27 protein-coding genes are annotated in these 25,315 nt (G+C 42.6%); 11 read left to right on the forward strand and 16 right to left on the reverse strand.

The window, feature by feature from the left end; translation table 11 throughout:
- Nucleotides 1-31: 31 nt before the first annotated feature.
- Complete coding sequence (locus DFO73_RS11125; RefSeq protein WP_110064866.1) at nt 32-355, reverse strand: hypothetical protein; 324 nt, start codon at nt 353-355, stop codon at nt 32-34.
- Between the two features lie 229 nt (nt 356-584).
- Between DFO73_RS11125 and DFO73_RS11130 the strand changes: the two genes are divergently transcribed.
- Nucleotides 585-1,628, forward strand: coding sequence for a lactonase family protein (locus DFO73_RS11130; protein ID WP_110064867.1), 1,044 nt, complete (start codon nt 585-587; stop codon nt 1,626-1,628).
- Between the two features lie 43 nt (nt 1,629-1,671).
- Here the strand turns inward: DFO73_RS11130 and DFO73_RS11135 are convergent, their stop codons facing one another.
- The 8 genes from DFO73_RS11135 to DFO73_RS28610 all read right to left on the reverse strand — a co-directional run bounded on the left by DFO73_RS11135 (nt 1,672) and on the right by DFO73_RS28610 (nt 6,756).
- Nucleotides 1,672-2,667, reverse strand: coding sequence for a zinc-binding dehydrogenase (locus DFO73_RS11135; protein WP_110064868.1), 996 nt, complete (start codon nt 2,665-2,667; stop codon nt 1,672-1,674).
- Nucleotides 2,668-3,435: 768 nt separating this feature from the next.
- Complete coding sequence (map, locus tag DFO73_RS11145; RefSeq protein ID WP_110064870.1) at nt 3,436-4,176, reverse strand: type I methionyl aminopeptidase; 741 nt, start codon at nt 4,174-4,176, stop codon at nt 3,436-3,438.
- Nucleotides 4,177-4,235: 59 nt separating this feature from the next.
- Nucleotides 4,236-4,496 (reverse strand): hypothetical protein, encoded by a 261-nt coding sequence (locus tag DFO73_RS11150; RefSeq protein WP_142669522.1) that lies wholly within the window; start codon nt 4,494-4,496, stop codon nt 4,236-4,238.
- A gap of 100 nt (nt 4,497-4,596) precedes the next feature.
- Nucleotides 4,597-5,172 carry a nucleotidyltransferase family protein gene (locus DFO73_RS11155; protein ID WP_110064872.1) on the reverse strand — a complete coding sequence of 192 codons (576 nt, stop codon included), beginning with the start codon at nt 5,170-5,172 and terminating at the stop codon, nt 4,597-4,599.
- Nucleotides 5,166-5,795, reverse strand: a complete 630-nt coding sequence (locus DFO73_RS11160; protein ID WP_110064873.1) for an NUDIX hydrolase — start codon at nt 5,793-5,795, stop codon at nt 5,166-5,168. The genes DFO73_RS11155 and DFO73_RS11160 overlap by 7 nt, the downstream gene beginning before the upstream one ends.
- Nucleotides 5,796-5,813: 18 nt before the next feature.
- Nucleotides 5,814-6,122, reverse strand: coding sequence for a DUF2268 domain-containing protein (locus DFO73_RS29285; RefSeq protein ID WP_258309402.1), 309 nt, complete (start codon nt 6,120-6,122; stop codon nt 5,814-5,816).
- Between the two features lie 35 nt (nt 6,123-6,157).
- Nucleotides 6,158-6,514: a hypothetical protein gene (locus DFO73_RS29290; RefSeq protein ID WP_258309404.1), complete on the reverse strand. Its 357-nt coding sequence runs from the start codon at nt 6,512-6,514 to the stop codon at nt 6,158-6,160.
- Between the two features lie 71 nt (nt 6,515-6,585).
- Complete coding sequence (locus tag DFO73_RS28610) at nt 6,586-6,756, reverse strand: hypothetical protein (protein WP_181395998.1); 171 nt, start codon at nt 6,754-6,756, stop codon at nt 6,586-6,588.
- Nucleotides 6,757-6,914: 158 nt separating this feature from the next.
- Here DFO73_RS28610 and DFO73_RS11170 point away from each other — a divergent pair, with 158 nt between their 5' ends.
- The 5 genes from DFO73_RS11170 (at nt 6,915) to DFO73_RS11185 (ending at nt 12,392) form a co-directional block, all read left to right on the forward strand.
- The gene (locus DFO73_RS11170; protein ID WP_110064874.1) at nt 6,915-8,684 is read left to right on the forward strand and encodes a sensor histidine kinase; all 1,770 of its coding nucleotides are present in this window, start codon (nt 6,915-6,917) and stop codon (nt 8,682-8,684) included.
- A complete protein-coding gene (locus DFO73_RS11175) occupies nt 8,653-9,384 on the forward strand; it encodes a LytR/AlgR family response regulator transcription factor (protein WP_110065049.1) in 732 nt (243 codons plus the stop codon). Before DFO73_RS11170 ends, DFO73_RS11175 begins: the two co-directional genes overlap by 32 nt.
- 410 nt (nt 9,385-9,794) lie before the next feature.
- Nucleotides 9,795-11,246, forward strand: a complete 1,452-nt coding sequence (locus DFO73_RS11180; protein WP_110064875.1) for a carbon starvation CstA family protein — start codon at nt 9,795-9,797, stop codon at nt 11,244-11,246.
- The gene (locus DFO73_RS28615; RefSeq protein ID WP_181395981.1) at nt 11,246-11,395 is read left to right on the forward strand and encodes a hypothetical protein; all 150 of its coding nucleotides are present in this window, start codon (nt 11,246-11,248) and stop codon (nt 11,393-11,395) included. Before DFO73_RS11180 ends, DFO73_RS28615 begins: the two co-directional genes overlap by 1 nt.
- 76 nt (nt 11,396-11,471) lie before the next feature.
- Nucleotides 11,472-12,392: a ketopantoate reductase family protein gene (locus tag DFO73_RS11185; RefSeq protein ID WP_110064876.1), complete on the forward strand. Its 921-nt coding sequence runs from the start codon at nt 11,472-11,474 to the stop codon at nt 12,390-12,392.
- A gap of 319 nt (nt 12,393-12,711) precedes the next feature.
- Here DFO73_RS11185 and DFO73_RS11190 read toward each other — a convergent pair whose 3' ends face one another.
- The gene (locus tag DFO73_RS11190; RefSeq protein ID WP_110064877.1) at nt 12,712-14,538 is read right to left on the reverse strand and encodes a M6 family metalloprotease domain-containing protein; all 1,827 of its coding nucleotides are present in this window, start codon (nt 14,536-14,538) and stop codon (nt 12,712-12,714) included.
- A 224-nt stretch (nt 14,539-14,762) separates the two neighbouring features.
- On the opposite strand from DFO73_RS11190, the gene DFO73_RS11195 reads away from it, so the two are divergent.
- The 3 genes from DFO73_RS11195 (at nt 14,763) to DFO73_RS11205 (ending at nt 16,466) form a co-directional block, all read left to right on the forward strand.
- Nucleotides 14,763-14,951 (forward strand): hypothetical protein, encoded by a 189-nt coding sequence (locus tag DFO73_RS11195; protein ID WP_110064878.1) that lies wholly within the window; start codon nt 14,763-14,765, stop codon nt 14,949-14,951.
- Nucleotides 14,951-15,148, forward strand: coding sequence for a YwbE family protein (locus tag DFO73_RS11200; RefSeq protein WP_110064879.1), 198 nt, complete (start codon nt 14,951-14,953; stop codon nt 15,146-15,148). Before DFO73_RS11195 ends, DFO73_RS11200 begins: the two co-directional genes overlap by 1 nt.
- Nucleotides 15,149-15,281: 133 nt before the next feature.
- Nucleotides 15,282-16,466 (forward strand): ATP-binding protein, encoded by a 1,185-nt coding sequence (locus tag DFO73_RS11205; RefSeq protein ID WP_309043048.1) that lies wholly within the window; start codon nt 15,282-15,284, stop codon nt 16,464-16,466.
- Between the two features lie 92 nt (nt 16,467-16,558).
- Here DFO73_RS11205 and DFO73_RS11210 read toward each other — a convergent pair whose 3' ends face one another.
- Both DFO73_RS11210 and DFO73_RS11215 read right to left on the reverse strand, forming a co-directional pair.
- Nucleotides 16,559-17,167: an exonuclease domain-containing protein gene (locus DFO73_RS11210; protein ID WP_110064881.1), complete on the reverse strand. Its 609-nt coding sequence runs from the start codon at nt 17,165-17,167 to the stop codon at nt 16,559-16,561.
- A gap of 71 nt (nt 17,168-17,238) precedes the next feature.
- Nucleotides 17,239-17,463 carry a hypothetical protein gene (locus tag DFO73_RS11215; RefSeq protein WP_110064882.1) on the reverse strand — a complete coding sequence of 75 codons (225 nt, stop codon included), beginning with the start codon at nt 17,461-17,463 and terminating at the stop codon, nt 17,239-17,241.
- A gap of 604 nt (nt 17,464-18,067) precedes the next feature.
- On the opposite strand from DFO73_RS11215, the gene DFO73_RS11220 reads away from it, so the two are divergent.
- Nucleotides 18,068-19,024 carry a calcium/sodium antiporter gene (locus tag DFO73_RS11220; protein ID WP_110064883.1) on the forward strand — a complete coding sequence of 319 codons (957 nt, stop codon included), beginning with the start codon at nt 18,068-18,070 and terminating at the stop codon, nt 19,022-19,024.
- A 56-nt stretch (nt 19,025-19,080) separates the two neighbouring features.
- Here the strand turns inward: DFO73_RS11220 and DFO73_RS11225 are convergent, their stop codons facing one another.
- The 3 genes from DFO73_RS11225 to DFO73_RS11235 form a co-directional block, all read right to left on the reverse strand.
- On the reverse strand, nt 19,081-21,519 hold the full coding sequence (locus DFO73_RS11225; RefSeq protein ID WP_110064884.1) for a S8 family peptidase: 2,439 nt from the start codon (nt 21,517-21,519) through the stop codon (nt 19,081-19,083).
- A gap of 300 nt (nt 21,520-21,819) precedes the next feature.
- Nucleotides 21,820-22,638, reverse strand: coding sequence for a GNAT family N-acetyltransferase (locus tag DFO73_RS11230; RefSeq protein WP_110064885.1), 819 nt, complete (start codon nt 22,636-22,638; stop codon nt 21,820-21,822).
- Nucleotides 22,639-22,655: 17 nt separating this feature from the next.
- Nucleotides 22,656-23,117 (reverse strand): DinB family protein, encoded by a 462-nt coding sequence (locus DFO73_RS11235; protein WP_110064886.1) that lies wholly within the window; start codon nt 23,115-23,117, stop codon nt 22,656-22,658.
- A 154-nt stretch (nt 23,118-23,271) separates the two neighbouring features.
- On the opposite strand from DFO73_RS11235, the gene DFO73_RS11240 reads away from it, so the two are divergent.
- Nucleotides 23,272-24,786 (forward strand): glycine betaine uptake BCCT transporter, encoded by a 1,515-nt coding sequence (locus DFO73_RS11240; protein WP_110064887.1) that lies wholly within the window; start codon nt 23,272-23,274, stop codon nt 24,784-24,786.
- 46 nt (nt 24,787-24,832) lie between these two features.
- Here the strand turns inward: DFO73_RS11240 and DFO73_RS11245 are convergent, their stop codons facing one another.
- Entirely contained in the window at nt 24,833-25,243 is a 411-nt protein-coding gene (locus DFO73_RS11245) for a VOC family protein (protein ID WP_110064888.1), read from the reverse strand.
- Between the last annotated feature and the right edge of the window lie 72 nt (nt 25,244-25,315).

Consider the following 25,315-nt stretch of genomic DNA (forward strand, 5'->3'; position numbering starts at 1 on the left):
CCATTTCATATAAAAGGGGCCACAGGCTGCTTCAATCACTTTTAGCGCCGCCCTGATTTTCATCTTTTTTATAATAGCTTTCTTCTTTAATACCGCTGATGAGCAGAAATTCGAACCTTCTGTACAAATCCTGGATTCGGGGATCTTTATTGATGAGAGGCAGCAATTTGTGATAATCCTCTTCAGACTGGAACGAACTGATTTCAGTCCACAGGGTTTTATCTTCTTTGTTTTGTAAAAATGTAGTCTGGACCTCTATATAGTTACGATAAATTCCACCGGCTTTCTGCTGGATATGCAGCAATTCTTGTTCACTTTCCGGCCGGATATGGTATTGATAGACTTTTACAAACATGGCAGCTCCTTTGATATGCCGTTTTCCCCTGCGAATTTTAGGGGTATCTTCAGAATTTGAGCGAAAATGGCCAGTATAGATTCAGGTGTGATCATATGAATCATCCTCTCTGAATTAAAAAAGCCTCCCTATATATTCTTTTTCGATAGAAAAACTCCTCTTCCTTTTGATTGATGCGCAAATTATGATAGAGTATTTTTCAGAAGAAATAACATAGAGGAGGCTTCTTATGGCCAAGTACATTGGATACATAGGTACATACACAAAGGGTGAAAGTGAAGGGATTTATTCCTTTGTTCTGGATACAGCAGCAGGCAAAATTTCTGACGTAAAAGTGGCGGCGAAATTGGATAATCCGACTTATTTAACAATCAGCAAGGATAATCAATATTTATACTCAGTTGTTAAAGAAGGCGACTCTGGCGGTGTGGCTGCATATCGCTTGGACAGCGGAAGCGGCTCACTGGAAGCAATCAACAGCCAGGTATCCGCCGGCCCTCCCCCATGCCATGTCAGCGTTGATTCATCAGCCAGAAATGTGTTCAGTGCCAACTATCATAAAGGAACAGTTGAGTCCTATTTAACAAATTCAGACGGTTCTCTTGGCCCTGCGGTTTCTGTAATGAAGCATAGCGGATCTGGTCCGGACAGCAGGCAGGAAAAGCCTCACACGCACTATGCGGGACTAACGCCTGCTGAAAAATATGTGATTGCAGTTGATCTGGGAATCGACCAGGTGATTACATATGAAGTGAATGAAGGGGTTTTAAAAGAAAAAAGCACACTGTCTGTAAAGCCAGGCAGCGGTCCAAGGCATCTTGTTTTCCATCCGAATGTAAAGTACGCATATGTCATGACTGAGTTTAGTTCTGAAGTTCTTTTGCTACAATATCAGGAGGATGGCAGCTTTACACAGCTGCAGGCGATTTCTGCACTCCCAGAGGATTTTAAGGAAAATAATCAGGGAAGCGCCATCCATATTTCTTCTGACGGCCGTTTTGTTTACGCCGGCAATCGCGGACATAACAGCATTGCAGTTTTCTCGGTAAATCAGGATAATGGCGAGCTTTCGTTTGTGGAGCACACGTTAACAGAAGGAAACTGGCCGCGCGATTTTGTACTGGATCCTACAGAAAAATTTGTGGTCGCATCTAACCAAAATTCCAGCAATCTTGTTTTGTATTCTAGGGATGAAAATACAGGTAAGCTGACGCTGCTTCAGTCCGATGTTGGTGTACCGGATCCGGTTTGTGTGAAATTCCTTAATGTGTAAGAAAAAGGGTGAGAACTGCTTAGCGCAGTGCCTCGCCCTTTTGTTATTCACTGATCTTGAACGCAATTTTGCCCCATTGTGCTGCGTTTTCAATTTTATCAAATGCCTGTTCAAATTGCTCGAGCCGGATGGCTTGATCAAGAACCGGCGTGATCTGATGCTTTTTAATAAACTGAAGCATTTCATGATATTCCTCAGCGCTTCCCATTGTTGAGCCTAGCAGGTTCTGCTGTGCATAAAACAGGCTGCGGAGATTAAGTTCAAGCTGGTCGCCTGAAGAAGATCCAAATGTAACGATGGTACCGCCGCTGCGGAGGATTTCGAGAGATTTATTAAAGGTTGCAGGGCCAACTGATTCGATGACAAGGTCAACCTTTTCTCCGCCAAGCGCTTTATTCCAGTCGTCATTACTGTTTATAGCTTTATCAGCACCCAGTTCAAGAGCCTTACGGCATTTTTCCTCCGAACGGGAAGCTACATAGACGGTTGCCCCTGCTGCCTTTGCGAATTGCATCAAGAATGTGGCAACACCCCCGCCAACTCCAGGGACCAACACTTTCATGCCAGCCTGCAATTTTCCTCTAGTGAATAAAGCTCTGTATGCGGTGAGCGCGGCGAGTGAAAGGACGCCAGCTTCTTCCCAGGTTAGGTGTGCTGGCTTTGGTGCAGCATTTTCAGCCGGGATCACGATATATTCGGCAAATGTTCCGTGGAACGGCAAGCCGACGATTTCGAAGCCTGCTGGCGGGGCATCGCTTTTTTCTTTCCAGCCTAGGCCAGGATTGATGACGACTTCATCACCTGACTTTACGTTTGTAACACCCTTACCGACTGCATCGATGATACCAGCCCCATCTGAACCGATTACGAGTGCTGGATCTTCCGGCTGATGGCGGTTCAGTACAAACAAATCACGGTGGTTTAACCCGGCCGTTTTTAATTTTACTCTTACTTCGCCAGCAGCCGGCTCCGGCTTGGCAATTTCTCCGTAGGATAAACCGGCACGGCCGGATTTCCCTTCATGAATGATGGCTTTCATTAAAATGCACCTGCTTTTCTTTAAAAATTTAGTCTATTTCTATAATATCTTGAAAAAGGCTAGTGGAAAAAGCAATATGCCTTGGATTTTTTCAGTTTTCAGCTTCAGATTTTTGTTTCTTTCGGGTTATTTGACTCACTTTTCAAACCTTTGTGTTCAACTTTTTATTTTTATGAACCATTTTTGATGATTTACGTGCAACTTTCTGTATTTATGAACCACTTTGGGGCTTTTTCGTGCAATTTCCCGGTCTGATCATCTTTGCGGGTTTTAGTTTTACAAAGTTTCTTTTCCCTGCTTGAAGGACATAACCGTCTGTGATCTCCACTGTTAATTTAACGTCGTTCACTCTTTCGAATATGCATCCGCGATTAAACACCGCACGAAGGCAATACGAAGCATTTACGAGGAATGCGCCTCCCGCTCCAATCAACACCAAAAACAATATCGATCTTTAACATACCCAAGTGCAAAAAAACACGCCCCTAATGAAAGGGACGTGGTTAACGCGGTACTATCCTTTTTGAAGATTTCTCTTCCTCTTAACGAATAACGGTTTGTGCCGTTCCTTGCTGCGGCGGTTCACAAAGAGGTATTCACTCTTAACTATGTGCAAATTTTCACCGGGCATCAGATCTCTGGAAACAGGGAGATAAGCAGTTACTCCATTTCTGTCATTCCTTAGATTTGATTATTTTCATCATTTTTTTCAAAAAAACCTTTACAAGAAACGGGACAAACTGCATATGCAGCCCCTGTTTCATAATCTTATCTTGTTAAAATGATTGGACCTTCTTTAGTAACAACAACCGTGTGTTCGCATTGGGCAACATGGCTTTTGTTTGGGGTGACGAATGTCCAGCCGTCGCTCATTTCCCTTACTTCTTCATCCCCGCTTGAGATAAATGGTTCGAAGGCGACTACCATGCCTTCCCTTAATAGCTGTTTATCCCATGGGTCAAAGTAGTTCAGGATGTGGTCCGGCTTTTCATGCAGGGAGCGGCCAATTCCGTGGCCAGTCAGGTTCATGATAACGGAATAGCCGTTGTTTTTAGCTATTTTTTGCACCGTTTTGCCTACTAGGCTTAGCTTGCCGCCGGGCTTTAATTTTTTCAGGCCTTCTTCAAAAGCTTCAATGGCTGTTTCGCAAAGTTTTTGAAGTTTTTCGTCCTCGCCCACTACAAAAGATAGGCCTGTGTCTGCAAAATAGCCATTCTTGGAGCCGGAGACATCGATATTCACCAGATCTCCTTCTTTGATGACGCGGCTGCCCGGGATGCCGTGCGCCACTTCTTCATTGACGCTTATGCATGTGAAGCCCGGAAAATCATATTCTCCCTTGGGGCCGGAAATAGCGCCATGCTTTTCAAAAAGCTCTCCCGCAAAATCATCAAGCTCCTTCGTCGTAACGCCCGCCTTTGTTTTTTCAATCATCGCGTCGCGGATTTCGGCGACGATTTTGCCGATTTCCTTCAAATTTGCTAAATCTTCATCATTTTTTACGATCATATTAAGTCCTGCCTTTTCTTTAGTTGTTATTTCTCTATTATAATCTAAATGGAGTGTGCTTAATAAGATTTCGCATTTTCTCTTCCTAAAAATCTCAGGATTAGCAGCACAGTTACGATGCCTGCCAGTGAAAACATTATGACTTTCAGCAGATTTCCATCCTCTTTAATTGGCACCTTTGGGATCGGAGCTTTTGCTTCTACCTCGGATACATTGAACTTATAGCCGCTAAAATTAAACTCGCTCGGCTTTGGTTTACTTTTAAAATCATATGTTCCCATTACAATGATTTCCGCGCGCGACTTTACTTCTTCAGGCACAAGCTCCACCATTTTGTCGCCAAGGTTCCCGATCGCCTATCGTCATATATAGAACCAATAGTATAAAAACGGCTATTTTCATACACTCTCGCCTTTTCAATCAAACGTTTGATTGAATTACTTCAACCCGAGGCCAGATGGACTTCCAGCTCTTTTTTGTGACTCGCTGTTTATAGATTTCACAGAGCTTTTCATTTTCTGCAAAATAGGGTGTCGGCTTGATTTTTAAAGCGAGGACGTCTTTAATTCCACATGGTGCGGTTAAAATGATCTCATTGTTTTCATCAATCTTTAGCCCAAGGGCGGTGGCGGTTTCCGGGAATTTAGAGATGGCGTCAACGGATGACTTAAATGGCGGAATATCATTGACTAGATGCATTCTCGCTTCATTTTTAACAGACCACGGAATGGCAGGCATTAGGGACCTTAGCTGTGCTTCATATCCCTTCTCAGTTTCTTCGCTTAGATTCCTTTTATCAAAGTATATGACATCCACATCAGGCAAGTGAGTTCTTTTGCTGAAGCTATGTAAAGTATCCCAAACCTTTGCCCTGACAAAACCTGCACACACCCACCAATCAGGCAGGTTCAATGACTTTGCCGCATAGAGAATCTCCATCATCCACACGTCTTTTTGTACAACGTTAACAATATCTTCTTCGGTTTTCATTAGCACTTCTCTGTCTCCAATTGACGCATCGAATCCAGCACACGCCGGTAATAGTAGTCCTCATGCGGGACAAAGTCCTCTTTGCGCACATTTTTACTAACTGGAATTCTTTTACCGTTATTGATTTCAAATCCATCGGCAGCAATGGACTCTTTTCCGGTAAACCACAGGCCATAAAAGTCATCCAAAGCAATCCGGACGATTCCCGAAACCTCTTCAGGCTGCGGACTGAATTTTTCTAATGGGTGATGGCTGTGATATAGGAAAACATGTGCCAATTCTTTGTCTATAAAATGTTCTTTCTCCGCACAATAATCAATGACACCAAGGGGAACAAGCTCCTCAAAGGCGACGTTAATCCCCAGCTCTTCTTCTACTTCCCTGATGCCATCCATAACAGATTCATTGCTTAAAATATGGCCCGCTGCTGTAATGTCCAAAAGATCCGGATAATCCTTTTTATCCTTGCTGCGATTCTGAAAATAAATAAAATCTCTATCATCTTCCTTGCTGATAAACCAGCAGTGGAAGGTTTCATGCCAGTGCCCTTTTGTATGTACTTCTGCACGTGATGCCACGCCGATTTGTTTTCTGTCATCATCAAAAATGTTAAGAAGTTCTGTTTCCATTGAAGATGTCCCCCTCTTCTATTTCGTGATATAAGTATTAAAGATGTCGAGCGGATTTGCTCTATATAAGTCCTGATAATTACTGACTTGCTGCTGTTCAGCATACTGCCGGACTATTCTATAAGCAAAAGCATAGCCCGCAAATACAGGGATCCCCATCTCCTGATCTCCAAAACAAATTTTGCTTTTTAGACGATCGTTTGTCGTTCCTATATTTTTTTGCGCTATTTCCTGATAGGCCAGCTCGGCTTCCTCTGTAAAATCATCCTTCCACCAGCGCTTATCATCATAAAGCGAAAGGCTGAAGTATTCTGCGCCTCCCTCCATTTTATACCAATCTGCGAGTGTAAAGGTATCTAATGTCAAGTTGTAGATTGGATTTTCCGGGAATCATGATGCATCTCATGGGCGAGCATATACCTTAGAAAAAAAGGATCGGGATCAGGCGGGATGGCCAGAACGATGGTAGTCGCTCCTACGGCATAGCCGTTTGTCCAGAGGGATTGATCGTATTTTTGAAACCATGGAAAAGGAAGTGCCGGTACAATGGTGATGTTCAGGTGCTGGAAGTGAAGATATTTTTCAACATTTTCTATTGTCTCATGGATGATTGAGGCAATTTGTTCTTGATTCCAGCTATAAGAATGAATCTCCGGCTCCGATAATGGTTCAAATTTTAGTAATTGAAATCTCCTGGCAAGCTGGTCCCAGTCCTGCATCCATGACCTTTTCCTGAGTAAAGGGCTGAGCTGGGATTGGAGGTAGCTTTTCAGGTTATGCCGGTTTTCTATTAATTTGGCAGGCGTAATTTGATTGAGAGTATAGGCCATGATTTTATCATTCCGAATTTATCATAGTAGGGCTGGCGGCCTTCGTCACACATCATACCGATCATATATACACCGTCAAGCTCCTCCAGCATTCGCGTGACCAGTTTATGCCCGATTCCGTGCTGCTCCATTGCCTCCTATCCGTTTTATGGGTTATCCTTTCGACACAAACACTTGAAAAGCCTGTTTACAGTAATGGTTTTTGAAAAATTCCAAACCGCCAATTTTTAATTTTTTCTTTAATCCATTAAAATAAACTGTAACGAACTTGGTTAAAGGGGCCCTGCCTATGTTGGAGTTGCTGATTACAATGCTGGAACGGCTTGGAATTATTGTCACGATTGCGCTGATCCTGACAAGGTTCCGTTTTTTCAGGGATATGATTTATGGTGAAAGATTAAAGCGACAGCAGCAGTATAAGGCTATCCTCTTTTTCGGATTTTTTGGCATTATCGGAACTTATACTGGGCTTGCCTTCAATACCGATACCCTGCAGTTTAACCGCTGGGCATCCGAGCTTGCCTCTGACGAAGCAATTGCTAATTCGAGGGTAATTGGTGTTGTTCTTGCCGGACTGCTTGGGGGTTATAAGGTCGGAATTGGCGCCGGCATCATTGCAGGCTTTCACCGTTTTACGCTTGGAGGCTTTACGGCACTTGCCTGCGGTTTGGCCTCTATCGTTGCGGGAATACTTGCGGGCTTTTTCCATAAGAAAAATGAGCATGTGAAGCTTTCTTCCGCTTTTTTCATTGGAGCCACTGCAGAAGCAGTGCAAATGCTGATTATAATTGGGATTTCGCGGCCTCTTGAGAAAGCGGTAGCGCTTGTGGAGATGATTGGCATCCCAATGATTATTGCGAATGGCCTTGGCAGCGCACTTTTTCTCCTTATTATAAAAAATGTCATAAACGAAGAAGAAAAAGCAGGCGCTTTTCATGCACAAAAAACACTGCGGATTGCGGACCAGACGCTTGCATACCTGCGTAAGGGCATCAATCATGAATCCGCTTTGGCAGTCTGCAAAATTTTACATAAAGAACTGCAGGCGAAAGCCGTTGCCATTACTAACCATACGGAAATCCTTGCCCATGTTGGACTTGGCGATGATCACCACCGTTCTAAAAGCCCTATCCAGACGCAAATTACCCGGGATGTGATTCAGCACGGGGAACTGGTTGTGGCCAATGACCGGACCATTCACTGCCGGGAAGAAAGCTGTCCGCTTGGGGCGGCTGTCATAGCTCCGTTAAAACTCCGCTGTGAGACAATTGGAACACTGAAATTCTATTTTAGCTCCGAAAAAGAAATTAATAATCTTGTAATGGAACTAATATCCGGGCTAAGTGTCCTGCTCAGCAATCAGCTGGAAATCGCGGAGGCTGACAAAGCGTATCAGCTGGCAAAGGAAGCCGAGATCAAAGCATTGCAGGCACAAATATCGCCGCATTTTTTATTTAATTCATTGAACACCATTGTATCCCTTGTCCGGATTGAACCTGCCAAAGCACGAAAGCTGCTCGTATCCCTCTCTCATTTTTTGAGGCAAAATCTGACTGCCACCACGGTCAGCGTTACGACACTTGAACAGGAATTAAGGCATGTCAAGGCCTACCTGTCAATTGAAGAAACGCGTTTTATCGATCGGCTGGAGGTTATCTATGACATTGATGAAGACGCCCTTTTGGAAAAAATTCCTCCGCTTACACTGCAGCCAATCGTTGAAAATGCCGTTAAGCATGGGATTAAGGACAAGGAGCAGGATTGTCTGATTACCATTACCATTCAGAAACGGGATGCAATGACGATGGTAAAGGTAGAAGATAATGGCCAGGGGATGAGTAAGGAAAGAGCCGAGCAGATCGGCAAAGAAACATTGCAGTCGGAAACAGGGTCTGGACTTGCACTTTATAATGTAAACCGCCGGCTGTCGATGATGTTTGGCGAAGAAGCTTCATTGAAAATAACCAGTACACCGGGCGTTGGCACAGATATTCATTTTTCCATTCCACAAACGGAGGAAGTTGATGATGGACAGAACAATCAGAACATTAATAGCTGATGATGAACGATACAGCAGGGATGAACTAAAGCACTTACTGGAGGACTTTCCTTCAATTCAGCTGGTTGGCGAGGCCGAATCCGGCGAGGCCGCGGTCATGAAGGCCATCCAGCTTCAGCCAGACGTGGTATTCCTAGACGTGGAAATGCCAAAGATGAATGGAATGGAAGCGGCTAAATCGCTAAAAGAGCTTAAAAAAGTTCCGCTCATCATCTTTGCCACCGCCTATCCGCAGTTTGCTGCCGAAGCCTTCCGTTATGAAGCAATTGATTATTTGCTGAAGCCTTATGACGAAGAACAGCTCGAACAAACAGTCAGACGAATTGAAAAGCTGATTGGCACAGGAAAAGAAACAGAAAAAAACAAACCGCCCGGCAAACTGGCTGTCGAAGAAGACGGGGAAATTCTTTACCTCGAACCAAAAGATATCCTGTACATCTACAGAGACGAAAAGGTATCCCGGATCATCGCCAAAAGCGGAGAATACGAAACGAAAACCCCGCTTAAAGATTTGGAAAGCCGGCTCCTCCCTTTCGCCTTTTTCAGGATTCATAAAAGCTATCTGGTAAACCTGGATTATGTAACGCGGCTGACCCCCTGGTTCAACGGCGCTTACCAGCTGGAAATGGAAGGCCGGAAAGAAATGCTGTCTGTGAGCAGGAATTACGTGAAAGCGTTGAGAGTAAGACTGGAATTGTAAAAAGCATCGGGACAGGTGCTTTTTTGTTTTGCGGGTTGGGATGGGATGTGGATTGTAGAGAGGGGGAGGTTTGTGGAATGAGATTGCGTCTAGTTCGAGGAGTTAGCTTTGTAAGTGCTTGTTTGCGTTGTTGTGAGTTTTTATTGCTTCGTCCGGCTTTGGCGGAAAACAAATTTCCCCATTGCTAACCACAGAATATGTGGATACCCATGTGGACAACTGCTCCAATTACTAGAAAATGCTGAATTTTGTCGAAATTCCAATATCCTATCCTGCATCTTAATCCTCCTTTTCTGCATGTCAATCTTCTTTTTTTACATCTTGGACACAAAATGTTCAAATTCTCTTTTTCTCTTTTATAATATATGTAAACGCATTCATATTGCTTTTTTAATAAAGGGGGATTTACCATGTTTACATTTCTAGCCGGTATTGCTCTTTTAATTATCGGATATTTTACGTACGGAAAGTTTGTAGAAAGAGTATTCGGAGTGAAGGAAGAAAGATCGACACCTGCTTATACACATCAGGACGGTGTTGACTACCTTCCGATGAGCACACCAAAGAACTCATTGATTCAGCTTTTGAATATTGCTGGTACTGGTCCTATTTTCGGCCCAATTATGGGAGCGCTTTACGGACCGGTTGCCTTTATCTGGATTGTTATCGGCTGTATCTTTGCCGGAGCTGTCCATGATTATTTAACAGGAATGATTTCTATCCGCAATCGCGGTGCACATTTGCCGGAGCTTGCAAGCAAGTTCCTTGGAAAAGTTATGAAACACGTTGTTAACGCTTTCGCGGTTCTGCTCTTACTATTAGTAGGTACTGTGTTCGTTTCTACACCAGCGAGCCTGCTTCATGTCTTAATGGATGGAAAAATCGCATTCGGAATCATTATCGCTGCAATTTTTGTTTATTATATTTTGGCTACATTATTGCCAGTTGATAAAATCATCGGCCGCCTTTATCCTTACTTTGGGGCTTTGCTTGTGATTAGTGCTCTTGGTGTAGGTATCGGCTTACTTGTAAAAGGTGCACCAATTCCTGAGTTATCTTTATCTAATTTCCACCCTGACAATGCTCCTATCTTCCCATTAATCTTCTTTACGATTACATGCGGAGCGCTCTCAGGTTTCCATGCAACACAAACGCCGATTATTTCTCGTACGACTCAAAGAGAGAAACAAGGACGCAAAATTTTCTACGGTATGATGATTGCAGAAGGTGTTATTGCGATGATCTGGGCTGCTGCAGCCATGAGCTTAATGGATGGCTATTCCGGATTAAGCGATATGCTTGCGAACGGCGGACCTGGAGCAGTTGTCAGCGAAGTCTCTACTATGATGCTTGGCGCCATTGGCGGTACTCTTGCCATTCTTGGTGTAGTCGTACTTCCAATCACTTCCGGAGATACAGCTTTCCGAAGTGCCCGTATGATTATTGCTGAATACCTTAACATTGCACAAAAGAAAATGTCCAGCCGTTTATGGATTGCTGTTCCATTATTTGCTGTATCCGTTGTTCTTACACAAATTGATTTCAACCTTCTTTGGAGATATTTTAGCTGGGCAAACCAGGCAACTGCCGTTATCGCTCTCTTTGTTGGAGCCATGTACTTGTATGTTGCCAAGAAAAACTTCTGGATTTCACTAATACCGGGTATTTTCATGTTATATATGGTTATCGCTTATATCCTAAACGCAAAGATCGGTTTTGGTTTGCCGATGAATATTTCCTGGATTGGTGCGGCAATTGGTACTGTAATACTTGTAGCTCTGTTCTTTAAAGCAGCTAAAAATGCACGTGCCAACAAGCTTCCTCTTGAAGATGATATCTCCAGCTGGAAAGGTGCAGCATAATGGGCTGCTGCAGTCCTAACTTTCGGGAAGCCGTACATGAACAAGAAGTAAAGGTAAATAAAAAAGGCAGCGATCACATTCCCCTGGCGGCTAAGATGGCAATTGTTGTCATTACCGCAGGAGGATGGCTGGCAGCCTATCTTTTATAGTTAAAAAAGTGCACGTCCCAAAGCGTGCACTTTTTCCTATATAATGGAATTAATAGATTTTAAGGAGGTAAAGAGAATGAGAATATTAACTGTTGGAGCAGGCGCGATTGGCGGCTATTTTGGCGGGAGGCTATTGGAAAAAAGCGAGGATGTTACCTTTCTAGTCAGGGAAAAAAGAAAGCGGCAGCTTGAACAAGATGGACTAGTGGCAGAAAGTATCCACGGAGATGTGAAGATCACAGAGCCTAAAACGATTTTAACCGGAGAAAAAGCAGAGGAATTTGATGTGATCCTGCTTTCCACAAAAGCTTACCATCTACAGGGAGCGATTGAAGATATTCGTACATATGTAAGTGAAAAGACAGTGATTCTCCCTCTTTTAAACGGAATTGCCCACATGGATGCACTGACAGCAGCTTTTGGAGAAGAGAAAGTACTTGGCGGACTCTGTTTTATTGAAACAACCCTTGATGAAAACGGAAAAGTGATACAAACAAGCCCGATTCATGACTTCGTATTTGGCGAACGGTCAGGTGAAAAAACAGAGCGGATCCTAAAACTGCAGCAAGCTTTTTCTGGTGCAAAAGCGAACTTCCGCCTTTCAGATCATATTGAGCAGGAGATGTGGCATAAGTATCTGTTTATTTCTACACTTTCGGGCGTTACCTCTCTCTTCCGCTCTCCGATTGGCCCTATCCGCGAGCAGGAATACGGATTAGCAACTGCAAAAGAGACTCTGAAAGAAGCGTCAGCGATTATGAGAAATATTGGGGCGCCGCTTTCAGATGGCATTGAAGCAGCACAAATACAAAAAATAAATGAAATCGGCTATAGCATGAAATCCTCCCTGCAGCGGGACATGGAAAAACAGCAGCCGATCGAAGCTGACCATTTCTTTGGCTACTTGCTCGAGCGGGCCAAGGTTCAAGGGTTGGAAGCTCCTGTCCTTGCGGCTATTTATGCAAACTTAAAGGTTTATGAGAAAAATAGTTTGTGAGTTTGAGGCATCTGTGTTTGCAGGTGCTTTTTATATAGGCTCTGTTAAATTGGTCTGTTGATGTCCGCTGCAGGCACTCAGCGAACGCGGGCGGTCCAACGCTCTTCGTCGCTTTGCTCCTGCGGGGTCTCCCTTTGATCAGCACTCCGGCAGGACGCTGAATAAGCAGCCGAATAAACACACGAAGAGAATGTGAATGTATTTTCGGGGAGCTCGTGCCTTCCGCTCCAATCAACAGGGTGCTAAAAAACAACAATAAGCTTTAACAGAGCATTTAAATAAAAAAACCCGAGCAGGATATTCCCGCTCGGGGTAATGCTTACTTCACACTGCTGTCGAAGTTGTAGAAGAATTTAGCTGTGATTGAGCCGTCTTTGTTTTCCTTAATGTCTGTTACATGAATTCCGGAGTTAGCTGGTACATCGCTGAAGCCTTTCCAGAAATAGTAAGAACCAGAGTGAACGTTTCCGGATACCGGAGTAATCTTGCTTCCTGTTTTGAAGAAGTCTCCTGCGTTACCGCGGTTCAAGTTTTTCTCAAGTTCATATAGACCGTCTGCCTGAAGAACTGATAATCCGTAATGTGTTACTTCAGTGCCATCACTTGCTGTTTGAGACTGGTTGTACTGGAAGCGCTTGTTCATCCAGTTTTCCACATTGTTTGGCCGGAAACCGGCAGTTTGGTAAAGATTGATGATGTTTTCATCCACATGCCATGCTACTAAGCCATGAGATTCTGCACCTTGGCGGATTAAGCCCTGGTTAAAGCCTTTCTGCTGAACGTTTTCGAATAAGAAGTATTCAGTTCCGTTTGAGCCTGGTACTTCCATTTTTACGATGCCGTTTTCAGCAGTTGCTTCGTTGATTGGAGGCAAAGTAATGGTTTGCGGCTTATCTGCAGGCTTCACTTCAATTGGATTTACCCAGCCCAAGAAAATCTTAGAGAATGGGTCAAAATGTGTCGGAGAGTTTCCGCCGTAAACGGCAGCATCCGGATAGCGCATCCAGGAGCCGCCCGCCATCAAGGAATAGTTGCCGACACCTTCAGAAGTATAAACTGTATCATAGAAATCAGGCAATCCTAAAGCATGTCCAAATTCATGGGCATATACCCCTGTTTGGGCTGGGAAAGGACCTGTCTTTTTAGATTCATCGTAAGAATTAGTAGCCGCATCAAAACCTGCAACGTTACCGCCGATGCCTGGCTGAATGTTGTAGTTGTTAACGACAACTCCATCATAAGTCATTTCTTCTGCTACTGTTTTATTAATCCAAGCGCCTTGTGACATACCTGCATGTACATCTGCTGGTTTGCCAGTTTCATAGTATTTACCATAATATAAAGCACTGAGTAGGCTCCACTTGTGAGACCAGAATTGAGCAGGGTCACGGCTGAATTCTGCCCCTGTTCCTTCATGAATAACGAATATGTTTGGAACTTCTCCATTTTCAGCATACTGGGAGAAGTCAACTTGATCGTCTGCTGCTTTCAGCAAGTCGCGGATGAATTCACCTGTATGCGCGTCACCATTAACATTTCCAAGTACATATTTGCCGTTTTCAGCATACTTGCCTTCTTGATCTAAGTAGTATGAAGCACCTTTAGGCATCTCTACCCAGACAAATTCTGTATTTTCCTTACGGACTAAGTTTACTTTTCCATAACTGGATTCTTTATAAGCATTTTGCATCGTGCGGTCTTTTGGAACATTTGGACCATCATATTGCTTAAACTGCTCGAGCTCATACGGGTTATATTCATCTCCAAAAATTAAATCCTCGTAATATTTTGCTGGTACTTGTCCAGGCATATCGCCTTTTGGCTCATCGCCTTCCGGGTATTTTGCCAAAAGAACAAGCACGGGAACATCGCCTGTGGATTCTCTATATGCCACATGATTATCGCCAGGCTCCTGGAACTTAGCACCATTCTGGGCTGCTTTCTCGGCTGGATCCACCTTCGATAAATCGATACCCAATTCCTTAGCTTTTTCACCAAGTTCTGGTGTAACTCCGACATGGTCTGCTAGGCTGATCTGATATTTACTTTCCTGCTTAGCTTGTGTATCTGCCGGTCCCAATCCTGCAAAAACGGCACTTCCAGCTAAAGCCAGGGATAATGCTGATGTCGATAGAACTTTTAACAAGTGACTCACTCCCCTATTACTATTTATTTCTATAATCTAAATAGTACAAAAGATTCAGTATTTTCAAAATAGGAATATAGGATGGTTTAGTAGAATGTTCCGTGGTCCTAAAGACTTATTTTTTCAGAAAAATTACAGGTGAAAAGATCATTTCCAAAGTAAAATTTCTTTTATCGGGTTAATGATTTATAATAGAGGGATATGTAAATAAAGGAGATTTTAACATGACTCATATAGACGAAAACGAAAGAAAAAAGATTAGCCTTAAAGAAGCAATGAAGCAGCAGCTTGAGAGTAAAAAGCAAAACCAATCTGGGGGCAAATTTAATAATAGCCCTGTGAAGTCGGCTAAGGCATTGAAAAGCCAGCAAACGAAAAAAACGAATAATCAGCGGAAACGGACGGGTGTGTAATGAATGGACAAAATCGGGCAAACATTGCCCCTGGAAACAAAGTAAAGATTGTATTAAAAAAGGATCAGCGAACGGGAACTCTGACTGAAGGAACAGTAAAAGATATTTTAACGAAATCGCCTACCCACCCTCATGGAATCAAGGTGAGGCTAGAGGACGGACAGGTCGGCCGGGTGAAGGAAATTTTACGCGATTAAGGACAATCTTCTTTTGGAAAGATGAATCCCTTGGCATCTAGATTTTTTTACTTGGAGGGAAGCCTTGGTTACACTGATCAAACCTTTACTGGTTAATATAACGATACTATTTTCTTTTACATTTAACGGGAATTTGTTTTTTCCTTTTCAAACAAAAATCCCTCTTACATTAAAACAAAAATTAATATATGGACTGCTCGGCTCATTTGGAGCCCTTCTGTGCATGTTTTACCCGATTGAAACTTTGGGTGAAACACACTTTGATTTAAGAATGGTCGCCATCATGATTGTCACTCTGTATGCAGGATGGCTGCCTGGATCCATGGTGCTTGCGAGTGTTGTCATGATCCGCTATTTGATTGGCGGACAGTTTATCCAAATCGGGATTTTGGTTTCTGTGCTAGCCTTTGTTGTTACCTTTGCCTTTAGAAGGATCTTCCTGAACTCTAAGCACAAGGTCCTGTCAGGGACTTTGATTGCACTCTTATATTTCTCTATTTATATTTCCATCCTCGCTTCTGCGGTCATTTTTTTGGATACCTTCTTTTACTTGGTTTATTTCATGGCGTTTTATATTACATTTATCGCCCTGATTTTTGTCATCGAAAGTCTGTTCAGGATTAATAAGCAAATCAATGAGATGATGTATGTTGATAAGCTTACTATGGTCGGCCAGCTTGCTGCTTCCTTTGCCCATGAAATCCGAAATCCCTTATCAACTGTCAGGGGTTTCATCCAATTTCTGAGTCAGGATACTTCTGATGAAAACTTAAAAAAGTATTCGCCGCTTATTTTAGAGGAGCTGGATCGGACAAACAGCATTATTACGAATTATCTCAAAGTCTCTAAACCTGAACAGTTTCAGCTTTCTAATGTACCGTTGCATAAGGTTATTCAGGATTGTGTTCTTCTTATGAGGCCGCTTGCTTCTTACTCCAATGTAGTGATTGATTATGAGGACACCGATCCTTTTTATGTGCACGGGGATGAGCACTATTTGAAACAAGCAATCATGAATGTCGTTAAAAATGCAATTGAATCGATCCCGGAACAGGGAATTGTAAAAATCCGCACCCTCGCAGACTTTTATCAAAACACGGTTGAAGTCAGTATTGAGGACAACGGACGGGGGATGACATCCGAACAATTGCAGCAAATCGGACTGCCTTTTTATACAACGAAAACAAAAGGCACTGGGCTAGGCAGCATGGTTACGAATAAAATTATCCGCGAAATGGAAGGATCCATTGAATATGAAAGCACGATCGCCAAAGGAACAACCGTTAAAATCGTGCTGCCCTTGTTGAAGAGCGAATAGTGAAAAGAGTGCCAGCTCGAATGAGCGGCACTCTTTTTATTGTAAATATATCAAGCATTGAAGGCAATTCAATCAAACGTTTGATTGAATATTTATCCAAGCCTGCCCTGTGCTGCAGGCTGATATTTTCTCATTGGGCCTTTAGTAAGGACATCCAGCATATACAGATGCCCTTTAGGATTTGTTTTTTTCAGCAGCTCCATCAAGTATGTAATATCATCCATGGCACGGTGTGTCTGGCTGTCTGCAATTTGGTGGGATTGCAGAAGTGTCAGAAGCTTGCTGTCGGTAAAACCGTAGTCCTTCCATGGAACGCTTCTCATGGTGCAAAACCACTTTAATTCATTTACATCTTCGGGATACATCCGATACAAAAAGCTTCTGTCAAAGGAAGCATTATGCGCAAATGCGGCATCGGCATGATAGAAGTATTTTTTTATTTTCATATCATCAAAGCTTTTCCCGCTGACGGCTTCATAGGGAATCCCATGGACTCTGAAAGCGCGGCTGTAATTGTTTTTCGCAGATTTGCTGATTGGTTCTCTTAAAAAAGAGTCCTTGTTCTTGATATCAAGGATCTCTCCTGTATCGGCACGATAAGAAAAAAGCTTCAAAGCCAATTCTATGATCTCATCGGAATTCGGCCCTAGTCCCGTCGTCTCCACATCTAGCAGCAATCCCATTTTTTCCTGGTTTCTCATGGCCAGCCTCCTCTATTTGTTTTTATTAAGCATATAATAGAGAAGTGCTGAATGCCAGCAGGATATTTCTGTTATATTTTTTTATTATTTTTTAAGCGGTCAACATAATCGGCATGATAGTTTTGGTGCATATATTCCCGGTTTTTCATGGAATAAAAATAGCCTGTCGCTAGAGAAAGAAAAGCGAATATAAAGCCAACCGTAAAACCGAATGAATGATAGCCCAGCACAATGCTGATGACGGTAGTAAGCAGTAAAGCTAGTAAGATGTAAAATAGTATATTTTTATTTTTCAATGTGGCAGCTCCTTTTTTATTGGATATAAAACCTTTTTGGGTATTTTTCTGGATATATGAATTACTGTCGGAAGTTTGTGTGCAACTTTCTGGATATTGCGTGCAACTTTTCTCTTTTATGAACCACTTTTCGAATTTTTCGTGCAGCTCTTATTTTTATGCCTCATTCGGCTAAGGCAAAAATACAATTCCTTATTATTATATCAAAAAATGAATCGAAACCGCTGTTTCATTCGTAAGAATAGTAATAGTATATTAGGATACTTTTTCCATGATTGGCCTTGTTATTACACAGTCGTTGTGATCGTGCTGTTCCTAATATTCGTATGAGGCAGTACACTTCAAAAACGCTTATTGGCTGATATGAGGGTTTTCCTTTCGCCAGGTGTTTGTGAATCGCAATGATGGCGGGGAGACTTGGGAGTGATTTGATAATTTGAGGAGTAGAGCAAGGAAACAATCAAATAAAAGATTACTGTCACCGTCAAAACCATAGCGGCCATTATTCAGAATGAAAACTTATCAAAAAAGCTAAAACTTGAAAGAGAGTGAAAACCCATCCATAATAGGATAATCATAGAAAAAATGGAGGTGCCTTAAAAACTTGACATACATACTTTTACTCATAGGGTTTGCCCTCCTGATTGCAGGGGCGAACTTTTTTGTGGAGGGAGCCTCGAAAATTGCCGGCTTCCTGAACATTTCTCCGCTTTTGATTGGTTTAACGATTGTGGCGTTTGGTACCAGTTCGCCGGAAGCGACGGTCAGTATTCTGGCGGCGCTAAAGGGTAATGCGGACGTGGCGCTTGGCAATGTAATCGGAAGTAATATTTTTAATATTACGCTCGTAGTCGGGATTACAGCCATGATTAATCCCCTGAAGGTGGAAAGCGAGACGATCCGAAAAGAGATTCCTTTTACCTTGCTGGCGAGCACAGCCTTGATGATTTTTATCAGTGATAGAGTATTGGAATCCGTCAGCGAAGACATTGTGACCCGCGGTGATGGACTGATTCTGCTCTTGATTTTTGCCATATTCATGTATTATTTGTTTGAAGTGGCGAGAAAAAGCCGCAGCAATACGCAGAGCGAGGATGTAAAAACAAGTAGCTCCATATGGACGAAGCAAATTCTGGTTACCTTGGCCGGCCTTGCAGCGATCATTTTTGGGGGAGATTTGGTGGTCAGAAGCAGCACTGAGATTGCAGTTTCGTTGGGAATGAGCGAAACACTGGTTGGATTGACGATTGTAGCAGTGGGTACCTCCCTTCCGGAATTGGTCACCTCCATTACAGCAGCAATTAAAAAGCAAAGTGAGATTGCGCTTGGGAACATTGTTGGAAGCAATATCTTTAATATTCTCTTTGTTCTTGGTGCGGCCGCAGCAATTACTCCGCTGGGCGTTGATCCAAAAATTGTAGTGGATATAACGATCATGATTCTGCTGACAATTGTGCTTCTGGCGTGTTCCAGAACCCACTATGCAGTAGGAAAATATGAAGGCAGCTTCCTTGCAGCAGCTTATATTATTTACTTGATTTATATTATTGTACGGAATTAATTAATAGTAATAAATAATCCCTTAGCCAAGCTGGCTGAGGGATTATCTTTTTAAGATTATTTGATTTGGAAGTTAACCCCCCGCTGAGTTGTAACCCCAGTTTTCGTAGCATTTACATAAAGATTATAGTAGCCTGTTCCAAGTTTCACACCATTTACTGTTCCATCCCAAGCAAATGTATTATAACCTTCAAGAGCACTTTCATGCTCTGAGACTATACCTAAAAACTGAACTGGAGTTCCCTGGGCATTAGCAGTATAGACGAAAAACTTTACATCCTCTGCTCCACGTGGAAAGTACGCTGTAATGCCAGTTGGCCCATTGCTGTCTTGTGACACAGAGATGCTCGTAACCCGAGGGTAATCAGGCTCTTTTACGAAAAGAATGGTTGGAATATCCAAAACTTCTGTACCATTGGATACTATAATAGAACCTTCATAGTAGCCAGGCACTAATTTCCCTGCATCGACTTGGACATTTAGATTTACTTTCTGTGATTGACCTGCATTTACCTTTAGGTTATTGCTTGCAGAAACCTTAATGGCATCTGAGTATTCGCCAAATTCTACATCAAAGCTGTATGTTTGGCGCTCCTCTGAGAGATTCTTAATTGTGAAATGCTGTTTTTCTACTTGCTTGCCCTGATCTTTGTAGAAAACACCGAATGAATGGCTTCCAGGAGTGGCAAGTGTTTTAGTATTGATTGCCTTCAGCGGGCGGATGCTTCCTGTACCTTGTGTATTGTGCGGATATGCTTTTCCAGTGGCTGGATCAATTAAATCTTCAGCTGTGTTCATTAATGCTGCTTTTACGTCATCCACATTCCATTCCGGATGTGCTTCTAAAAGTAAAGCGGCTGCTCCTGCAACATGCGGAGATGCCATACTTGTTCCCTGCATTGCTGCATAGCCATGCGGCTGATCTGCATTATGTGTAGGAACGGTACTAGTAATATTTACACCAGGAGCAGAAACATCGGGCTTAATCATCCATGTATCAATGACAGGTCCTCTTGAAGAGAATCCAGCAACAGTTTCGCCTACTTTATTAGAGAATTCAATATTAAAAGATATAGTGTTATTTCCTTTTTCCAATTCGGCTAGAAGCTTTTGACCGTCTGAAAGTTCCGTTTTAATTGTAGGAACTGCCATACCGGGAACATCTGCATGCTCACCAGCAACATTGTTGAAAATAATCGCTCCGGCTGCGCCAGCATTCTTTGCATTTGCTGCTTTATCAACAAATGCAAAATCTCCCCGGCTGATTAAAGCAATTTTCCCGGTAAGGTCCTTACCTTCAAAATCTGAAGCAGCACCCAAGCCAACGTAAACAAATTCATATTCTCTACTATTTAAGGCTAATAGTTCTTCATCACTCGGGAAGCCCATTACTTTCGCAGTTGGGTACTCTACTCCCTCAGAAGTAGAAATAACAGAATTATAAACATTGTAAGGAAGCTGTGTTGCTCCTACAGAAATTGCTTCACGTGAAGTTCCTGGAGAACCGACAGTCCAGTTACTTGGACCGCTGTTACCGTTTGAAGTGACTGCTACGACACCTTCAGCCATTGCCCAATCCAAAGCGATGCTGGTTGCCCAATCTGGATTATTTATGGAAGCACCCAATGAAAGATTCATAACATCTGCGCCATCCTGAACAGCTTTTTCAATGCCTGCTACAACGTTTTCAGTCGTTCCGCTTCCACCAGGCCCCAATACACGATAGCCAAGAAGCTCTGCATCAGGTGCTACTCCTTTAATGGTTCCATTAGCTGCAACGGTTCCAGCAACGTGTGTCCCATGTTGGGTTTGCGCTCCTCTAGGATCACCTTTTGGAGTTTCCTGAGGATCCTCGTCATTGTCTACAAAATCATAACCTTTATACTCCCCAAAAGCATGGACAAGATCAGGATGAGTGTAATCAACTCCCGTATCAATTACAGCAACAGTAATTCCTTCACCTGTAAAACCGGCATCCCATGCTTGATCCGCGCCAATAAATGGAGCACTATCAAACATATTCGGGCTAATGGCATCCTCAGCGGTTTCTTCCGCTTCGCCAACTGTTGTTACTGTATAGGCAACATCAGGATATACAGCCTTTACTCCCGGCACGGAAAGCAAGGCAGGAATCTTATTTTCAGGCAATTCTAGTGAAAAACCTGAAAATACATAGTCATATTCCCGATTCACTTTTGCATTTTTTACTGCTTTATTCAAATTCGATTTTACTTGATTGCGAGCTTTAGATAGGTTCGCTTTTGATTGGCTCTTCCCTTTATGTTTTGCTTCAACAATGGATGGTTCTGTTAGCTCAACAATGACAGATGCAGTATTGGCAGAACTTAAATCATAATCACCAAATAATTCAGCTAATTCAGGTTCTGCTGCATTCCTGGCATTACTGCTTGCAGCTCCTGCGCCAACTCCCATAGAAGAAAAAGTTAGCAGAAACACGAGCGAGAGGATAAAGGATTTAAAAGACCTTTTCGACATTTTTATAGTTCAACCCCTATTTTTTATTTTTAACGCGCGCTTTATCTTCCACCTCCAAAATGCGCAAAAAATGATAAAATTTGTAAAACAATTAATAAAATTCTGCTAATAATCCCTTTTTACCTTGAGTACAAAGATTCATAATCGACGGATGTTTCTAGTCTTTTAGACTCATTTCCGAAATAAAAAAGTCCCGCCAACTAACGGAACTTTTAAGAAATTATTTCTATATATTAATAGTTTACCGACTAGACCTGTAAAAAAGGAAAAGTATAGAGCGATGCTAAACGTATCGATGCTTCAGGACATCTTCTTAGCTTCAATCTTTTCAAACGTATACATCATCCAGCAGCCGATATCTTCAAAGCCGATCCGCTTATAAATGGCACCGGCTTCAGGATTATCGTAAAAGAGGCATAACTCCTTGTTATCCTCGAGAAGCTGTCTGCAAAGTTTTACCATGCATTGTGTGGCATAGCCTTTTTTCTTGTAGCTTTCTAGTGTAGCTACACCGACAACCATTGCGGAAAGTGAATTTTCAGCGGTTGTCGAAGAAGTGCTGACCATCTTTCCACCTTCATTAATAAAATAGGAACGGGATGAACCATCCTTTAGGCCGCGCTTCTTTCTCTCGACCGTAATCGTTGAATCGCTGAATTCCGGAATGCTGTTCAGCAGCTCTACCAGGTTTTCGGCATCTTCGGGACCGGCCTGGATAACAGCAGACGTATCAACATCCTCTGCAATAGCATTTAATTTTGTGCACTTTGCATAGAATGTTTCCCGTTTTCTTTTCAAAAGGTCGCTCACAAAAGGCTCAATTTTGCCGGTAACACCCTTCAGCCCGGACATCATTCCAAAATTATCATCACCCAGCATAATCTTCGCAAAGCCCTTTGCATCAAAGTCTCCTGTGGCAAATGGTATGTAATTTTCCTCATATTTTAATAAAACAGCCTTGAGATCTCCGTTTTTATTAAATTCTCCCCAAACCCTTTGAAAATCCTTTTCATAGCCGTATGCCTCAATATCACCAATAATAAACAGGTTCTCGGCCGGCTGCTGCTTCAAAAAGCTGAAGCAAGTTTCATGGTCATGTTCAGTAAGTCTTCTAATCATTCTTCCATTCCCCTTAATCAGTATAGTTCCCGGCCTAACAGATTGGCTGATACTGGTTCAAGATTCAGCTCCCTTGCCCAGACAGACAGCTGGCCGATATGATGGATTTCATGGACAAGAACATGATGCAATACTTCTTCTTTATAAAATTCACCTTCCATCCACCAGGGAGTGACCTTTTTATAATCAAGTACTGGCCATTCCTCCTGAAAAAACTTTTCCAATTCATTGCGGTATTCATCAGACAGCGCCTTTATTTTTTCCAAAGTCTGATAATCTGAAAATACCGGGTCTTTTACTTCTTTTCCTTGTACTGCACAAATCCAGCTGTATTCTACATCTACAATGTGAAAAAGTGTTCTTAAAATGCTGCCCATACCCCCTGTTCGTTCTGAAGTTAGTTCTTCAAGGGAAAGCTTGCGGCACCATTCAAACCACTCGTCACGCACTTGCCAGTTATAGCGGAATAATGTTAACAATCTTTTTTAACCTCCTTGCTGGTCGTCTTCTAGGGAAATTCTTCAGTTCTGGGAAATTTCCTTCTAAAAGATTAATTTTCTTTTTTCATTCGCATAAATCCATCCAATGTATTCAATGCTAAAAGAAGCGGTCTATGCAGAAAGGGGAGTAAATGTGAAGCAAAACTTAGTTGTTTTTTACATATCAGTAGGAATTTTATTATTGCTTGTTTTATTTGGCGTTTTTGTTCCGGATGCACTCGAGCGTGTAACATCCAATGTGCAAACCTTAATTACCAACAGCTTCGGATGGTATTATCTGCTGCTTGTGTCTTTTATCGTGATCGTTTGCTTATATTTTTTAATCAGCCCATTAGGAAAAATTAAGCTTGGCAAACAGGATGATAAGCCTGAATTTTCCCGCCCTACCTGGTTCGCCATGCTATTCAGTGCGGGGATGGGAATCGGACTCGTTTTCTGGGGTGCGGCTGAACCCATTTACCATTATGCTGTGGGCTCTCCTTCCGGCAGTGAAGTAGGAACCGACCAGGCAATCCGGGAAGCAATGCGGTACACGTATTTCCACTGGGGAGTTCACGCCTGGGCCATTTACGGCATTGTGGCGCTTGTACTAGCCTATTTTAACTTCCGCCATGACGAGCCAGGCTTAATTAGCGCAACACTTAAACCGATTTTGGGAGATCGCACACAGGGCACCGCGGGAAAAATTGTTGATGTCATTGCTGTTGTTGCCACTGTTGTAGGGGTTGCCACTACTCTTGGATTTGGCGCCATGCAAATAAATGGAGGGCTCTCCTACCTTTTCGGCATTCCGGTTAGTTTTCCGGTTCAGGTCATCATTGTCCTGATTGTAACCGTCTTATTTATGATTTCAGCTTGGACAGGGTTGGGCAAAGGCATAAAAATTCTCAGTAATTTAAATATGCTTTTGGCGGTTCTCTTATTCCTGCTGACATTTTTTCTTGGACCGACATTATTCATTTTGAACTTATTTACAAATACACTCGGAACATATCTGCAAAATCTTCCAAGCATGAGTTTTCGGATTGCCCCGTTAAATGATGATGTAAGAGCATGGATTAACGGCTGGACGATTTTTTACTGGGCTTGGTGGATTGCCTGGGCACCATTTGTCGGCATCTTTATTGCCCGTGTTTCAAAAGGAAGAAGCATCCGGGAGTTCGTATTTGGGGTATTGCTTGTACCTTCCCTGATCGGATTTTTATGGTTTGCCACTTTTGGCGGCTCAGCGATCATGCAGGAGCACAACGGGGTGGCGAAGATTTCAGAATTGGCTACAGAAGAAGCGCTGTTTGGCGTATTCGCCAATTTCCCATTTGGGACGGTCCCTTCGATTATAGCGATTATCTTAATTTGTACCTTTTTCATTACATCTGCCGATTCCGGCACCTATGTACTGGGAATGATGACAACCAATGGCTCACATCATCCAGGGAATAAAATAAAGTTTATCTGGGGAATCATGCTTTCCGCCATTTCACTCGTGCTTCTGTACTCAGGCGGTCTTCAGGCTCTGCAAAATACCATGATTGCTGCAGCTCTTCCTTTTTCCATCATCATGGCTTTAATGACCTTCAGCCTGATTAAAGCATTACAAAAAGAAGCAAGGGAATTGGGGATTGGCAAGATTCCAAAAAGAAAGGCTTAGTAAGGAAAAACCTGCAGGATTTAAATCTGCAGGTTTTTTGTATGTATTATTTTTTTGTGTAGTTAAGATCCCAGATGACACCAAACGGATCTTTTACTTTCGCGTATTTCGCACCCCAAAAGGTATCCTGCAGCTCCATTAATACTTGGCCTTTATTGGTAATCTTATTATAAATGGATTGGATTTCTTCTTCACTTTCAAACTCAAGCACTAAAGAGATATGATTCCCAACTGTCACCCCCTGGCCAGGGAATGCATCTGAGACCATAATGAGAAGGTTATCTTTCTCCAGCTTTGCATGAATAATGAAATCGTCAGCACTAGGCGGAGTAGGAAAATCCGCTTCCCCATATGTTTGGAGTTCCGTTACCTCCCATTGAAAAACTTCCCGGTAAAATTCCAAAGCGTCCTTTGCATTTCCTTCAAACATTAAATAAGGTGTTGCTTGATTTTTCATCCTGAGCAGCTCCTTTTCCTGAATTAAAATCGAACATATGTTCATACTTTAACATATCATTTTTCAGTATGT

It is taken from the genome of Cytobacillus oceanisediminis, assembly GCF_003182355.1.
Taxonomy (GTDB): domain Bacteria; phylum Bacillota; class Bacilli; order Bacillales; family Cytobacillaceae; genus Cytobacillus; species Cytobacillus oceanisediminis_A.

Bases quoted from the DNA above. Each gene is read 5' to 3' on its own strand.
- DFO73_RS11245 (WP_110064888.1), bottom strand. From the start codon at position 25,243: ATGAAAAATCAAGCAACACCTTATTTAATGTTTGAAGGAAATGCAAAG.
- DFO73_RS11175 (WP_110065049.1), top strand. From the start codon at position 8,653: ATGGACAGAACAATCAGAACATTAATAGCTGATGATGAACGATACAGC.
- DFO73_RS11200 (WP_110064879.1), top strand. From the start codon at position 14,951: ATGAATGGACAAAATCGGGCAAACATTGCCCCTGGAAACAAAGTAAAG.
- DFO73_RS11170 (WP_110064874.1), top strand. From the start codon at position 6,915: ATGTTGGAGTTGCTGATTACAATGCTGGAACGGCTTGGAATTATTGTC.
- map (WP_110064870.1), bottom strand. From the start codon at position 4,176: ATGATCGTAAAAAATGATGAAGATTTAGCAAATTTGAAGGAAATCGGC.
- DFO73_RS11185 (WP_110064876.1), top strand. From the start codon at position 11,472: ATGAGAATATTAACTGTTGGAGCAGGCGCGATTGGCGGCTATTTTGGC.
- DFO73_RS11210 (WP_110064881.1), bottom strand. From the start codon at position 17,167: ATGAGAAACCAGGAAAAAATGGGATTGCTGCTAGATGTGGAGACGACG.
- DFO73_RS11135 (WP_110064868.1), bottom strand. From the start codon at position 2,667: ATGAAAGCCATCATTCATGAAGGGAAATCCGGCCGTGCCGGTTTATCC.
- DFO73_RS11160 (WP_110064873.1), bottom strand. From the start codon at position 5,795: ATGGAAACAGAACTTCTTAACATTTTTGATGATGACAGAAAACAAATC.
- DFO73_RS11195 (WP_110064878.1), top strand. From the start codon at position 14,763: ATGACTCATATAGACGAAAACGAAAGAAAAAAGATTAGCCTTAAAGAA.
- DFO73_RS11225 (WP_110064884.1), bottom strand. From the start codon at position 21,519: ATGTCGAAAAGGTCTTTTAAATCCTTTATCCTCTCGCTCGTGTTTCTG.
- DFO73_RS28615 (WP_181395981.1), top strand. From the start codon at position 11,246: ATGGGCTGCTGCAGTCCTAACTTTCGGGAAGCCGTACATGAACAAGAA.
- DFO73_RS11130 (WP_110064867.1), top strand. From the start codon at position 585: ATGGCCAAGTACATTGGATACATAGGTACATACACAAAGGGTGAAAGT.
- DFO73_RS11230 (WP_110064885.1), bottom strand. From the start codon at position 22,638: ATGATTAGAAGACTTACTGAACATGACCATGAAACTTGCTTCAGCTTT.
- DFO73_RS29290 (WP_258309404.1), bottom strand. From the start codon at position 6,514: ATGCAGGACTGGGACCAGCTTGCCAGGAGATTTCAATTACTAAAATTT.
- DFO73_RS11125 (WP_110064866.1), bottom strand. From the start codon at position 355: ATGTTTGTAAAAGTCTATCAATACCATATCCGGCCGGAAAGTGAACAA.
- DFO73_RS11180 (WP_110064875.1), top strand. From the start codon at position 9,795: ATGTTTACATTTCTAGCCGGTATTGCTCTTTTAATTATCGGATATTTT.
- DFO73_RS28610 (WP_181395998.1), bottom strand. From the start codon at position 6,756: ATGGAGCAGCACGGAATCGGGCATAAACTGGTCACGCGAATGCTGGAG.
- DFO73_RS29285 (WP_258309402.1), bottom strand. From the start codon at position 6,122: ATGGAGGGAGGCGCAGAATACTTCAGCCTTTCGCTTTATGATGATAAG.